The following is a 13,571-nucleotide window of genomic DNA, read 5'->3' as shown; positions in this document are numbered from 1 at the left end:
TGAAAGGCGATCCAGTTTAGCCCTAGGTCGAACAGGTTCTCTCCGTCAAACCATGCGACCTGTTGGACGTTGGCATCATAAATTGGCGTCATGGCTTCCTCATTGGGGATCTGGCATTGAAAACATCACCGTTCTTTGTTGGCCTGAGCCAAGACAGACGCGGCAAGCTGCTTCGTCGCAGCGGAATAATGATCACTAGCCAATACTTTGGCGGCCTTGTCTTCCATCTGTGCACCGGTTTGCTTGTCACCTGAAACTTGGGACAGTGCTGATGCTGCAAGGCTTCGAGCAATTTGTGAAGCTTGCTTGTCCTGCAACGTTTCCGCCGCCAATTTGGCGATTTGAGCCGATGACTGCTTTGTGTTTTTCGACATAACAACCTCCGCATGAATAATTGTTATTGAATCACGAATTATTTCCAGTTGCTACCCCTTCCACCCAAACGGCATGCCTCTGTCACAAAAAGAGCCGCCGCCACTCCCGTAACAACCCCAGCACCTCATCCGTCCCCTCCTGCGGAGCCCAGTCAGCAAACTCTCGCGGCCCCTGCGGGTCAAACGGTCCGGCCTTGCCTTCCAGCAGCACAGCATCGGGCGTCAAGGCCAGCACGGTGTGCCAAGTCCCGGCTGGCATGTCCACCACGGGGCCGACGTCTGGACCTGCGTGGCTTTGTGTGCCAAGTTTGAATTGCTGAACAACCTGACCTGCATCGTCGAACACCAGCACACCCAACAAGCCTTGCACTGCCACCAGGGTTTCGTCTTTGGGCACCAAGTGATGCCGGTGGGGCCGCACATAACTGTCCAGACCAAATGCAATGAATAGCCTTTGGAACGGCGCTTCATGGCTGGCGTGGGTGTTCAGGTGCTGTCGCAGCCGGGGTGAAGCCTTGGCCTGATCGTGCAAGCCCGCGAATTGGTCAAACGTAAAAACGCGTGCGCTCATGAAACTGCCCCCTCCTGTTTGCAGCTTTGAAAACGCCACCAGCCGTTGACCACCAACCAAGCCACTGACACACCCACGACATCTGCCGCCAGATCGGCCCATTCGGCAAAGCGCCAGCCAACGGCCCACTGCGCGGCTTCAATGCCTGCGCCATAAGCCAGCATCCCCAACACCACGCGCAATGCATGCGTTGGCCACAGCAGCAAGGCCCAGCCGGTCAGCACCACAAAGGCCAGGGCGTGCTGCGCCTTGTCCCACCACTCAAACACCGGCAGCTGCAAATGCTACATGGGCATCAGCGCCAGCACCGTCACTGCCGCCATCGCCAAATACCAACCGACACGCATCACCAGCACTTCAAGCACCCCGATAAGAACCGTGGTCAAACAGCCACTGAGCATAGACCCTGACGTACGGATGAACATCCTCTGCAATAACGGCATCTTTCGCATCCTGCCAGCGCCAACCGCTGTGCTGATCAGCAGGCAAAGCATCCAGTTCCAGCGGTTGTTTCAGCTGGAACACATGCGGCAGATTCACATAGTGCGTTGACACCTCAGGGCTGTAGGCGCTGTCTTCATAAAAGTGATCCCAGACACCCATCAGCTGAGCGCCCTGAACATCCCGCTCCTTTAGCCCCAACTCTCCCATGGCCACTCGAACCAGGCACGCCTCATACGGCTCGTTCTTGCGCACCCTACCTCCGGGCGTGAACCACCAATGACGCGCAGGGGCGTTCCTTCTAAGGCCTAGCAGCATCTGCCCAGCCTTGTTCACCAGCACCAGATCCACCGAGACCAGTGGCAGAGCATTAACCGCCTTTGCGAACTCCTTATCAGGTAACCAACCACTCGAATTCATTTGAACCATACATTCACAAATTAAGAAAAAATCGAATTCATACGATCATATGAAAATATTCCAAACACTTGAGCTACTCTACCGCATATGGATTCTTTCATTCCCTCAGCCTTGCGCCGACAGCGCAACCAGCGGCATTTGACACTGGAGGCGGTCTCGGCTACCACGGGCATGTCGCCGCAGCACTTGTCCGAGATCGAGAGCGGCAAGCGCGATCCTCGCCTGTCGTCCATCGAGCGCATTACAGAGGCCATGGGCCTGAGTGTCATGCTTGTGCCAGAGCACATGGCTCCAGAAATCCGCCGCTACATCGCCACGCAAGGCCGGGTTTACACAACTACTACGCCTGCCTTGCCTCAGCCGTCCTACCCAAGCACTCAAGATGCCTAAAAAGCCCACCGCCCAAAAAAATTCCAACAGCCAAGGACTGACCTTCACCATCCGCCAAGAGCCAGACTTCGACACCGACGAACTCGTCGAGTTTGGCTGCTTCTCGCGCAACTGGGAGCAGGAAGAAGCACTGGACCAGCTTATGAACGACCAAGACTGCGGCCGCATCAACGACAAGCAGGCCCTGCTGCACGCCCAAAAACTGCTGGCCCAGTCGCCCGGCAATCTGGAATTGCAGAACTACCTGGCCAACCGCCTGTGGACGCTCGAAATGCGGGATGAAGCCACCGAGGTTTGGGCCAAGGCATTCAAGCAAGCCAGCTCCCTCATCCCCAAAGGCTACTCGGGTCAGATCAGCTGGTCAGAAGTCGACAACCGCCCATTTTTAAGGGTGGCCCACGGCTATCTGCTGGGCTTGATGGACCGTCGTGATGCCAAAGCCGCGCAGCAGCTCGCCCAAAAAATGCTGGCCTGGTGTCCGGCCGACAACCTGGGCGTTCGCATGCTGGTGGGCGACATCAGCATGATGCTGGGCGATGCCCGCTCAGCGCTGGGGCATTTTCTGGAACACTCACCAGACTCACCGGCCCACTGGTACCAGGCTGGGCAGATTGCTTTCAGGGGTGGGGATTACGTGTCTGCCTGCACCTACATCCGGCGCGGGATCGCGGCCAACCCCTACATTGCGGAGGGGCTCACAGGCAGAACGGTGTTGACGGAGCACCTGTACTGGCACGCCAGCAACCGGTACGGTATCGAATGGGCAGCCGAGTATCTGAATGCGCCTAGCTGCGACTGGACGCCTGAAGAAATCGACTTTGTGGACTGGGTCTTCAACTCAGCAGCCATACTCAAAGAGCGGGCCAAACTGGCCGAACAGCACGAAGGCCTGACCTACGAACAAGACCCCGAGCGCAGGGGGGCGTATGCAGAAAAACGCGCCTATTTCGTCAGCGGCATCACCGACACCCTCTCCAAAAAACTGGTCCGCAAAGTGCGCAACCGCTACAACCAGGACATCTGGCCTTGGGATCGCGCTGGTTTTGACCGGCGCAGCTGAAAACGGCCCAGCTACTGGCTTCCCTGTCAGTTACCGGTCACCCAAACCGGTAGAATCCGTTGTCGAATCTGTAAGAAAAAGGCCTTGTGATGAGCAACTGGTATCTGATCCACACCAAGATCCGCCAAGAACGGGTTGCTCTGGAGAACCTCGAGCGCCAAGGCTTTGCGTGTTTTCTGCCGTTGATCCGTGTAGAAAAGCTGCGTCGGGGTGCCTTGCAGGTGGTGCAAGAGCCGCTTTTCCCCCGTTACCTGTTCATCCGCCTGGGCACTGGGCTGGAATCACAAAGCTGGGCGCCTATCCGCTCCACCATTGGCGTCAGCCGCTTAGTCACGTTTGGGCAAACGCCCGCCAAGATTGAAGACGAGCTGATTTCCCAGCTGCAGGTCAAAACCGATTCGACCGAGGTGCAACTGCGTCACTTTGAGCCTGGTGAACAGGTTGTGGTGACAGATGGGCCGTTTGTGGGGGTGGAGGCCATCTACCAAATGGCCGATGCCGAAGGCCGGGTGATGGTGCTGCTCAACATTCTGAGCAAGCAGGTCAAGATGGCCGTGCCGCCTGCCAGCATCCGCAAAGTCAACTGAGCCAGACCAAAAGGCAGATTTGGGTCAGCGCCGACCAGAAGCCAGCTTCTCTTCGATCTTTTTCTGCACCCAGTCGGACACGTTTTTGTATTCGATCCGCTGGTAACCGCTGGATTGGATCTCTTGCCAATACTGGCCGATCAAGGCCTCGATGGCGTCGGTGTTGGGTGCGGCCAAGTCAATGTCTTCGCTGAAGATCAGCTTGTTGCCGGCAATAAAGTCCACAGTGCCCCAATCGCGCGGGTTGGGCAGTTCGTCAATGCTCACGTAGAGCACGGACGGATCGCTCCTGGGCATGAGCATGTTGACGAGGTCTGACAAGATTTTCATCGTCCGCCCATCAGCCCAATTTACTCATTGGCCAGCGCTTCGCGCTCCAGCGCCATGTGCACCCAGTCCACCACTTCGCCACTGGGCTGGTAGCCACTGACCAGGTCTTTGAGCAAGGCGCGGATGACGGGCACATCGTTCACGCTCATGGCCATGCTCAGGGCGTTGAGCTTGCCCTCCAATTGAGGCCAAGTGAGGTACTGCTCATGCGCCTTCATGATGCGTGGGTGCTGGGTAGGCTTGGGGTTGTCGCCAATCAGCAGCTCTTCGTAGAGCTTTTCTCCGGGGCGCAAGCCAGTCACGGTCAGCTCAATGTCGCCACTGGGGTTCAACTCATCGCGCACCGTCAGGCCAGACAGTTCCACCATGCGGCGTGCCAGGTCGATGATCTTGACGGGTTGGCCCATGTCCAGAACGAACACATCGCCGCCCTGCCCCATGGCACCGGCCTGAATCACCAGCTGCGCTGCCTCGGGAATGGTCATGAAGTAGCGGGTGATGTCGGCATGCGTGAGCGTGATGGGGCCGCCGTTCTTGATCTGCTCGCGGAACAACGGCACCACAGAACCACTGGAGCCCAGCACATTGCCAAAGCGCACCATGGAGAAGGTGGTCTTTGCAGTAGGCGCCCTACCCCCTTGAGCGGTTACTGCCGCATTCACCTCGGCCAGGGCCTGCAACACCATTTCTGCCAAGCGCTTGGTCGCGCCCATGATATTTGTCGGCCGCACCGCCTTGTCGGTGCTGATCAGCACAAAGTTGCGCACACCGTTTCGCGCGGCCGCTTCGGCACACACCCGTGTGCCCCACACGTTGTTCCTCACACCCTCGGCCGGGTTGTGCTCCACCAGAGGCACATGCTTGTAGGCAGCAGCGTGATACACCGTGTTCGGCTTCCAGGTGTCCATGATCTCCTGCATGCGTACTTCATCGCACACCGAGGCCAGCAAAGGCACGATTTCAATGTCTGGCCCAGCATCAGCTTTTTGCGCATCAGCCGCATCGCCCTCCACCGGCTCGTTCACGTTCACCCTTTCGCCAGCAACCGATGCCTGCAGCTCCTGGTGAATCTGATAGAGCGCAAATTCACTCATCTCCACCAACAACAGTTGCTTGGGGTTGGTTTTGAGGATCTGACGGCACAGTTCGCTGCCAATGCTGCCCCCCGCCCCGGTCACCAGCACGGTTTTGTGGTGGGTGTTCAGGTTGAGCAGCAGGCCGTTGGGCTTGACCGGCTCGCGGCCCAGCAGGTCGTCAATGTCCAGCTCTCGCACATCGCTCAGGCTCACCTTGCCTGTGGCAATGTCACTCAAGCCTGGCAGGGTGCGTACCGCCACTTTGTGGGGCTTGAGCTCATTCAAGATTTCGTTACGCCGCTGACGCGACACGCTTGGCAAGGCCAACAGCACATCGGTGATGGAGGTGCCATTCAACACCTCGGCCAAATCGGCTGGGTTGTGAATGGGCAGACCGTTCAACACATGGCCATGCAACCGGTCGTCATCGTCCAGAAAACCCACCACCCGAATTTCTGGGCTATTGGCCATGGCTGAGGCGAGCTGGCGGCCTGCGCTGCCCGCCCCATAAATGAGTGCCTGCGGCAAAGAAGCCTTGCGCAACTGCTGGTGGTAAAGCCCCCCCAACCACACCCGCGCCGCAGCGCGTGATGCACCGACCAAGAGCAACAGCAGTATGGGTTGAATCAAGCCCACCGTGCGCGGCACGCCATCCACACCCCAAAAGGTAAAAATGGCCGCAAAAGCCAGGCCATACAAAAGCATGGCACGCCCTACCGCCACCATCGCAGGCAAGCCGCTGTAGCGGAAGATGGCACGGTACAGACCCGAGGTGATGAAAACCGGCAAAGCCAACGCAACAGAGGCCACTGTTGGCCAAATGGCTGGGCCAGACAGTGGCGCGAAACTACCGCTGCGCAGGTAAAAAGCCAGCCAAACTGACAAAATACAAAGGCCCGCATCCAAAGCCAGCACGACACCACGCTTGACCGCACGGGGCAAAGCCAAGGCAGGCGCTGCAAAACGACTCAAAGTGCGGATCATGATTTCACCCATGATGTGAAATCCCGCAAGAGTCCCGAGTCCCGAGTCCCGAGTCCCGAGTCCCGAGTCCCGAGTCCCGAGTCCCGAGTCCCGAGTCCCGAGTCCCGAGTCCCGAGTCCCGAGTCCCGAAATCTGAATTTGATTGATTAGTCATTCTGGTATTTGTTGGTCTTGCTATCCACTGCCTCACCGGGGGCCAGCGTGACCCCTGCCGGAACCGTCACACCGTAACCCAGCGCTGCTCCGGCCTGCATCCAGGCGCCGCGCCCCAGCACCGTGCCACCGGCCATGCTGGCGTTCACACCCAGATGGGCAAAGTCTTCGACGATGGCGTGGTGGTCTACCACGGCGCCGCAGTTCACTATGGAACCCATGCCCAGGCGGGCTTCAGTACCCACAATGGCGCCGGCCATTACAGCAGAGCCCTCACTCAACACCGCACTGGACGACACGATGGCCCGAGGGTGAACGACTGTCGCTAAAGCGAAACCCGTTGCGGCCAATTGCTGAATCAGCTTCTCGCGAATGGCGTTGTTGCCAATGGCCACAATAGTTTGATCAGCCGCAGCCCTGTGATGGCCCATGCTGACCATAGGCCCCAACACAGCCACATTGAGCACCGAATTGCCGGCCGGGAGTGCATCGTCCAGAAACCCCACCACCTCAAACTGACCAGACAATTCAGCAGCCTCTGCTACCGAGCGTCCATGTCCACCCGCGCCGACCACCAGCAATCGAGTCTTGGCCATCAATGAGACACCCCATCTCGCTGTACAACCTTCAAAAAGGTGAGCCATAAAATCTTTATGTCGAACCAAAAGCCCTGGCGATGCAGGTATTCGGCGTCCAAGGCCACTTTCTGGGGAATGGGCAGTTCGTCGCGTCCGTTCACCTGGGCCCAACCGGTGAGGCCTGGCACCAGGGTGTGCACGTTTTTCTGAGTGCGCAGCTCAATCAGATCTTGCTGGTTGAACAAGGCGGGCCGGGGGCCGACGAAGCTCATGTCACCCACCAGAATGCTCCAGAGTTGGGGCAGTTCGTCCAGGCTGCTTTTGCGAAGAAAGGAGCCGATGCGCGTAAGGTGTGCCTTGGGGTTGGCCAGCAAGTGCGTGGCAACGGCAGGCGTGCCCACCCGCATGCTGCGGAACTTGGGCATTTTGAAGATCTTGTTGTACCGGCCCACCCGGTCAGACCAATACAGGGCCGGCCCCGGAGATGTCAAGCGCACCAGCACGGCCACTACCACGATAGGCAGCAGCAACAGGGCTGCAGCCGTCAACCCCAACACCAAATCGAACAGCCGTTTCACGGTTTCATGCCCTCCACGGCTTTCTTCAACCCTTGGTCCAGTGACAGGGGCGGGAACCAGCCCAGCAGCCGGCGGGTTTTCTCAATATCCACCTGTAAAGAACCACACAGGCGCTGCGCCACCGCGCGCTTACCCAGCAGGGATGCACTCAAATCCAGCACGAACGCAGGCACAGGCAACAGCAACGCCTTTTTACCCATAGCCTGTGCTGTGCGGCGCAACAGCTCGCTGGTGGACACATCTTCCCCGTCTGACACCAAAAAGGTCTGCCCCGCTGCAGCGGGGTGTTTCAGGCAAGTGACCAGCAAATCCACAAGGTTGTCTAAGGTCACCATACTGCGGGCGTTTTGTATGGCCCCCAAAGGCAGGGGCACGCCCCGCGCCACCCAACGCATCATAGAAGCAAAGTTGGCTTTAACCCCAGGGCCGTACACGAGTGGAGGCCGCACGATCACCACTTCCATGCCGGTTTTGGCTTCTAGCTCACGCAATCCTTGTTCGGCCTCCAGCTTTGAAACGCCGTACGGATCCAGAGGCGCCGGCTCATCCTCCGCAGAAAACGGCTGCCCTGGCGGGGTGACCTCGCCATTCACCTTGATTGAACTGACAAACACAAACCGGGACACACCGGCAGCTGCCGACTGTCTTGCCAGATTAAGTGTGCCTTCCACATTCACCTGCCGGTAAACCATCAATGGGTCACCGCCCTCTTCTCGCATCACATGAACCCGCGCCGCACAATGCACCACGGCTTTCACACCCTGCAAAGCTACGCGCCAGTCGGTTGTGGCCAGCAAATTCCCTACGAAAACTGACGTCACACTTTCGGGAAGTACAACACCTTTGAGCCGGACAGCTGCCAGCACATCACCAGATGGGTATTCACCAGCAAGCCGCTTGACCAAAGCCCCACCCACAAAACCAGTGGCGCCTGTTACCAATACCTTGCCCATAGATAACGTCATGCCAACAACCTCTGGTAAATGGCCAAATGCTTGTCCACCACGGCGTGCACATCAAACTCTTGCTCGGCCAAACGCCTACCGGCCAAACCCATCGCCTTGCGCTGCTCGGGGTGGGTCAGCAGCTGCTCAATCGCGTACGCCAAACCCGCTACATCACGCACAGGCACCAACAGGCCGGTTACGCCGGGTTCAATCGCATCGCGGCAGCCAGGTACATCGGTGGTAACAACAGCTCGCCCACATGCTGCCGCCTCCAGCAAGGCCTTGGGCATGCCCTCACGATAAGATGGCAAAGCAACAACACTGGCACTAGCCAGGACCTGAGGCATATCAGACCGGTAACCCCAATGCTCCACCACCCCCTCTTCCAGCAAGGCATCCAGCTTCTCCTGAGTCACGCTGGTGGGGTTGGCCGTATCCACCAAGCCCGCCAACACAAAACGCGCAGAAAGCCCTTTTGCGCGCAGCAACCTTGCTGCCGCCATAAACTCAAAAACCCCTTTGTCAGCGAGCAAACGGGCCGGAAACAACACCACCGGCACACCAGCCACCTCTGGGACCACTGCGTATTGAGCCAAATCCACCCCCGAGCCACGAATCATCTCCACTTTGGAATGGGGCAAGCCAGTCGCGGCCATCAAGGTGTCGCGGTCATCCGGGTTTTGAAAAATAACCGCCTGATTGCGATGCCCCAAAGCCCAGCCGTAAACAAGCCCCACCAGTCTCTGCCGCAGTCGAGCTTTCAAACCATGAGCTGTGAAAACATAACCCAGACCCGACACCGCCGACACCAAGGCCGGCACCCGCATCCACCGCGCCACCAAGCCGCCTAGCAACACCGGTTTGATGGTGACCAAATGAACCACGTCGGGCTTTACATGATTGATGATGTGCCGCAAGTCAAAAGCGGTTTGCACTGCGTTCAGCAGCCCCACACCACCACGCACCAAACCCAAGGGATGCACCTTGAGGCCATGCGCCTGCAAAACACCCAACTTATCGGTAATGCCCGTGGCAATGTGCACATCAAAGCCCGCCTTCTGAGCCGCCAGCGCAATCTGCAAACGGTGCGAGAGGAAGAACCAATCCACATTCAAAATGAAAAGCAGCTTTTTCATCGTGACTAGTTTTCTTCCAGCCAAGCCTGGAACATCAATACATCCCACAAGTGATATTGCCAATTGCGCTGGCCAGACAAATGTTCGGCCCACTTGCGCCGTATCGGAGCTGGGTCAAAAAAGCCTTCTTGCCGCAAGCGAGATTCGCTCAGTAACGTTTCAGCCCAATCACGCAACGGCCCTCGCAACCATTGGTCAATAGGCACGCCAAAGCCCATTTTGGGCCGCTCGATCAACTCACGCGGTACATGACGGTATAGAACCTGACGCAGCGGCCACTTGGTCACACCGTTGCGCAGCTTGTAGTGCAGCGGCAGGCTCCACGCGAACTCCACCACCCGATGGTCCAAAAACGGCACCCGCGTTTCCAAGCTCACGCCCATGGCGGCCCTGTCTACCTTGGCCAAAATGTCATCTGGCAAATAACTCAGCATGTCCAGCGCCATCATCCGCTCGACATCGTTCAACCCCTGTAAATTGGGCGCGGCCCCGGATAACACACTGGCAGGCTCTGTGGCCCCCAGCACCACACTGGCTGGGTCCGCCCAATGAGACACCATGCCACGGTACAAATCAGCCACCGAACGGCTGCCCAACACGGCCGCACCTTTGTGCAACTTGTCACCCACACGAGACATGGACAGAACCGACCCCAACTTGTCCCATGCGGAGGGGGGCACAGTGGTGATTAAGCTTGCCATCATCTGCCGCAAAGGCCGTGGAATGCGCGACAACTTGCTCCACAGCCCTGCTGTCATTTGGTAACGGTTGTAGCCACAAAACAGCTCGTCGCCTGCATCGCCTGAGAGGGACACCGTTACGTGCTGGTGCGCCAACTGACTGACCAGAAAAGTGGGAATCTGAGACGAATCGGCAAAAGGCTCGCTGTACAAGCTGGGCAGCTTGGGAATCACATCTAAAGCCTGCTGAGCCGTGACATACAACTCGGTATGGTCTGTGCCCAAATGCCGAGCCACAGCCTTGGCATGCACAGCCTCGTTGTAGCCCGCCTCATTAAAACCAATGCTGAAAGTGCGTACCGGTCTGCTGGACTGCGCCTGCATCAGCGCTACCACCGTTGACGAATCAATACCGCCCGACAAAAACGCCCCCAGCGGTACATCAGCCATCATTTGCTGGCCCACCGCATCACGCAACAAAGCCTCTAAGGCATCAATCGCCTCATCGGGCGTACCCGCAAACGGATGGGCCACGTTCTGTCGAGCCACCGCAGCCCCTGACCACCAGGCGCGCACCACTGGCTTAGGCGCAGCCAAAGACACTGAGAGCATGTGCCCCGGCTCTAGCTTATGAATGCCCGAATAAATGGAATCGACGCCACCAATGCAGTTGTGGCGCATGAACGTGGCCAAGGCATCGCGATTGATGTCCGCTAAAAACGCTGGGTGGCGACGCAATGCAGACAAGTCAGATCCAAACAAAAAGGCTGCATGCGCGCCCTGCCCTTGCCAGCCATAATAAAGCGGCTTTTCACCCAAGCGGTCACGAGCAAGCGTAAGGGTGCGAGTGTGTTTGTCCCACACGGCAAAGGCAAACATCCCTATTGCACGCTGCAAAGTGCCTTCGATACCCCACGCGTCAAAGCCTGCCAACAGCGTTTCGGTATCTGAATGCCCCCCCCAGGCGTGGGGCTGACCTCTGAATCGCTCAATCTCAGCGCGCAAGCCCAAATGGTTGTAAACCTCGCCATTGAAGGCCAAAACATAGCGCCCACTTCTTGAAGTCATCGGCTGCGCACCTGCAGGACTCAAATCGACAATTGCCAAGCGTCGGTGCGCCAACCCTATACCGGCACTATCGTCTACCCAATAGCCATCACTGTCTGGGCCTCTTTTAATAATAGCATCCGCCATTTGATGCAGCACGCTATTAGCATCAATATTTTGGATGGAATTTTCTGAAACTAGAAAGCCAGCAAACCCACACATATTTTATTTTCTCCGTGTACCCACAGCACACCAATAGGGAGAATCTTCCGAAAAACGAATATTTTCTAAACCTGCGGCTTGCATCATCGATTCGATTTGTTTGCGCGTAAAACGTTGCTCTAAGCGAGTACCAAACCGATCCAATGCATCCGTTCTCATCGTGTAGAAACTTAGGGTTCGATAGAACCCCAAAGGAAGAGAAGCAGCTTTAGCGGCCGACATACCCAGTTTCTCCATCAAGGCTGCAAAACGCGCTAACGGCAAGTAGACAAATCCCGCTATAAGCTGACTTGCTGCATACCTCATCACGTGGGGTAATTTGCTGACAAAACGCCTCAAAAAATCACTTGTTTTCCATAAGGAGCGGTACACGACTGAACGATTGTCCAATGCATAATACAAATAAAGTAAAAAAGGTGCACCAGGCTTAAGCATACTCACGCAATCACGAACCCCTTGGAGAGTATCAGGCACATGGTGCAACACCCCCAAGGAATAACCAAAATCCATACTACTTTCAGGAAGAGCGGCGTCATCGACACCCGCTTGATGAAACAGGCAATTAGACTGCCCTTCTAAATTTCGTTTTGCAACATGAATTGCAGAGCTTGGGTCAATGCAATGCAATTTGCCAACTTTGGGCGCTACAAGCTTTGCCCATCGCCCGCTTCCACAACCCATATCAAATCCTTCGGCATTCGAAGGTAGAACGTCCCACGGAAAAATTTTGAAATATTTTTCAAATAATTTTTCGTGCTCATTGGCCTCGAGATCTGACTGGTCGAAACGCTCCCATTCGTCGCCGAATCCCGCGACCGTCTTAGAGTCTTTATTGACGTTGTTCATTCAAGCTCCAATTTCTTCGCATACTTTTTATAAACCTGCTCATACTGCTTTGAGACCACCTCAATACCATAGTGATTGACAATACGTTGGCGTGCAGCTTCGCCGGCAGCGCGGCGTAGCTCCTCACCCATGCGTTCAAATGAACAAACTACCTTAGCGATAGCATCCGGTTCGCCAGGTGGAACAACATAGCCTGTTTGCCCGACGATCCGCGCCGCGTCTCCCACATTGGTCACAACGCAGGGCACCTGCATCAACATGGCCTCCGCCACCACGTTAGGAAAGCCTTCGGCTCTGGAGGAGAGACAGTACACATCCATGGTGGACATAAGTTGGGAGATGTCACTGCGTTCGCCCAGCAGTAGGAAAACAGCATCACCTCCACGGCTCTCGATCAAGCTACGAAGTTCAATATTGCTGGCCTCTACGTGGCGACCAATCATCAGAAAAATGGCGTTGTGAACAACCTTTCCGATAAGAGCTGCGGCCTCGATGAATACATCGTAGCCCTTCAACGAGTCATACCGCCCGACAATTCCGACAATGAAGGCGTCGCCAGGAAGACCAAAATCTTGGCGCATCTCCAATTTACTGACACCATTTGGCTGCCACTCATGAATATCGTAGCCGTTTGGTATAACGAGCATTTTGTTTCGCTTGTAACCCTTAGAAGCATGTACTTCTAGTCCGGCATTTGCGCAACATATTATGGCCTTGGGAAGCCATGTTGAGATAACCGCGCACAGCCTGATAATAAGGCCGGTCATTGATGTGCGACCCTGCGGGATCTCTGTATTTCGCACGTTCCAAACTATCTGCTTCACACCCGCTAAGCGACTTATCAAGCCCCCCAATAAATCAGCATGGTACATCCAAGTTTGAACAATATCAGGGGATTCGCGCCGGACCAGAAACCACAAGCGAGGCAAGGCATACCATGCGGTTGTTGCCCTTAGACCAATGTCATGAACCTTGTAACCAGACGCTTTTAATGTCTCACCCAACGGGCCAACTGTTGTCAGTGTGATCACGACATGGCTATGCTGAGGCATTCCTCGAATGAGCCGGGCAAGCATTGTTTCAGCACCACCGGTCCTAAGGCTGCTAATAATGTGAACAATCTTCATTGTTTGCAATTTTTAATATATACA

At 56.3% G+C, this 13,571-nt stretch carries 16 protein-coding genes; 3 read left to right on the top strand and 13 right to left on the bottom strand.

Annotated features, from left to right (window positions below):
- Positions 1 to 125: 125 nt before the first annotated feature.
- From Q1M54_RS11080 to Q1M54_RS11065, 4 genes are all read right to left on the bottom strand, one after another.
- Entirely contained in the window at positions 126 to 374 is a 249-nt protein-coding gene (locus Q1M54_RS11080; RefSeq protein WP_300557220.1) for a hypothetical protein, read from the bottom strand.
- A gap of 82 nt (positions 375 to 456) precedes the next feature.
- A complete protein-coding gene (locus Q1M54_RS11075; protein ID WP_300557219.1) occupies positions 457 to 945 on the bottom strand; it encodes a WbuC family cupin fold metalloprotein in 489 nt (162 codons plus the stop codon).
- Positions 942 to 1,214 (bottom strand): VanZ family protein, encoded by a 273-nt coding sequence (locus Q1M54_RS11070; RefSeq protein ID WP_300557218.1) that lies wholly within the window; start codon positions 1,212 to 1,214, stop codon positions 942 to 944. The genes Q1M54_RS11075 and Q1M54_RS11070 overlap by 4 nt, the downstream gene beginning before the upstream one ends.
- Before the next feature lie 88 nt (positions 1,215 to 1,302).
- Positions 1,303 to 1,815 carry an NUDIX domain-containing protein gene (locus tag Q1M54_RS11065; RefSeq protein ID WP_300557217.1) on the bottom strand — a complete coding sequence of 171 codons (513 nt, stop codon included), beginning with the start codon at positions 1,813 to 1,815 and terminating at the stop codon, positions 1,303 to 1,305.
- A gap of 78 nt (positions 1,816 to 1,893) precedes the next feature.
- On the opposite strand from Q1M54_RS11065, the gene Q1M54_RS11060 reads away from it, so the two are divergent.
- From Q1M54_RS11060 to rfaH, 3 genes are all read left to right on the top strand, one after another.
- Entirely contained in the window at positions 1,894 to 2,196 is a 303-nt protein-coding gene (locus tag Q1M54_RS11060) for a helix-turn-helix transcriptional regulator (protein WP_300557216.1), read from the top strand.
- On the top strand, positions 2,189 to 3,256 hold the full coding sequence (locus tag Q1M54_RS11055) for a hypothetical protein (protein ID WP_300557215.1): 1,068 nt from the start codon (positions 2,189 to 2,191) through the stop codon (positions 3,254 to 3,256). Before Q1M54_RS11060 ends, Q1M54_RS11055 begins: the two co-directional genes overlap by 8 nt.
- Positions 3,257 to 3,345: 89 nt before the next feature.
- Positions 3,346 to 3,843 (top strand): transcription/translation regulatory transformer protein RfaH, encoded by a 498-nt coding sequence (rfaH, locus tag Q1M54_RS11050; RefSeq protein ID WP_300557214.1) that lies wholly within the window; start codon positions 3,346 to 3,348, stop codon positions 3,841 to 3,843.
- Positions 3,844 to 3,867: 24 nt separating this feature from the next.
- On the opposite strand, the gene Q1M54_RS11045 is transcribed toward rfaH, so the two are convergent.
- From Q1M54_RS11045 to Q1M54_RS11005, 9 genes are all read right to left on the bottom strand, one after another.
- On the bottom strand, positions 3,868 to 4,173 hold the full coding sequence (locus tag Q1M54_RS11045; RefSeq protein WP_300557213.1) for a hypothetical protein: 306 nt from the start codon (positions 4,171 to 4,173) through the stop codon (positions 3,868 to 3,870).
- A 20-nt stretch (positions 4,174 to 4,193) separates the two neighbouring features.
- Complete coding sequence (locus tag Q1M54_RS11040; protein ID WP_300557212.1) at positions 4,194 to 6,245, bottom strand: nucleoside-diphosphate sugar epimerase/dehydratase; 2,052 nt, start codon at positions 6,243 to 6,245, stop codon at positions 4,194 to 4,196.
- Between the two features lie 134 nt (positions 6,246 to 6,379).
- Positions 6,380 to 6,982 carry an acetyltransferase gene (locus Q1M54_RS11035; RefSeq protein WP_300557211.1) on the bottom strand — a complete coding sequence of 201 codons (603 nt, stop codon included), beginning with the start codon at positions 6,980 to 6,982 and terminating at the stop codon, positions 6,380 to 6,382.
- Complete coding sequence (locus Q1M54_RS11030; RefSeq protein ID WP_300557210.1) at positions 6,982 to 7,542, bottom strand: sugar transferase; 561 nt, start codon at positions 7,540 to 7,542, stop codon at positions 6,982 to 6,984. The genes Q1M54_RS11035 and Q1M54_RS11030 overlap by 1 nt, the downstream gene beginning before the upstream one ends.
- Positions 7,539 to 8,507 (bottom strand): SDR family oxidoreductase, encoded by a 969-nt coding sequence (locus Q1M54_RS11025; protein WP_300557209.1) that lies wholly within the window; start codon positions 8,505 to 8,507, stop codon positions 7,539 to 7,541. Before Q1M54_RS11025 ends, Q1M54_RS11030 begins: the two co-directional genes overlap by 4 nt.
- Positions 8,504 to 9,625 (bottom strand): glycosyltransferase family 4 protein, encoded by a 1,122-nt coding sequence (locus Q1M54_RS11020; protein WP_300557208.1) that lies wholly within the window; start codon positions 9,623 to 9,625, stop codon positions 8,504 to 8,506. The genes Q1M54_RS11025 and Q1M54_RS11020 overlap by 4 nt, the downstream gene beginning before the upstream one ends.
- Positions 9,626 to 9,630: 5 nt before the next feature.
- Positions 9,631 to 11,574 carry an asparagine synthase (glutamine-hydrolyzing) gene (gene asnB, locus Q1M54_RS11015; RefSeq protein ID WP_300557207.1) on the bottom strand — a complete coding sequence of 648 codons (1,944 nt, stop codon included), beginning with the start codon at positions 11,572 to 11,574 and terminating at the stop codon, positions 9,631 to 9,633.
- Positions 11,575 to 11,577: 3 nt separating this feature from the next.
- The gene (locus Q1M54_RS11010) at positions 11,578 to 12,420 is read right to left on the bottom strand and encodes a class I SAM-dependent methyltransferase (RefSeq protein WP_300557206.1); all 843 of its coding nucleotides are present in this window, start codon (positions 12,418 to 12,420) and stop codon (positions 11,578 to 11,580) included.
- The gene (locus Q1M54_RS11005) at positions 12,417 to 13,547 is read right to left on the bottom strand and encodes a glycosyltransferase (protein WP_300557205.1); all 1,131 of its coding nucleotides are present in this window, start codon (positions 13,545 to 13,547) and stop codon (positions 12,417 to 12,419) included. Before Q1M54_RS11005 ends, Q1M54_RS11010 begins: the two co-directional genes overlap by 4 nt.
- Positions 13,548 to 13,571: the final 24 nt, after the last annotated feature.

This window comes from Limnohabitans sp. Rim8 (assembly GCF_943326455.1).
Taxonomy (GTDB): Bacteria; Pseudomonadota; Gammaproteobacteria; order Burkholderiales; family Burkholderiaceae_C; genus Limnohabitans_A.
This window is presented reverse-complemented; position numbering and strand designations above follow the sequence as displayed.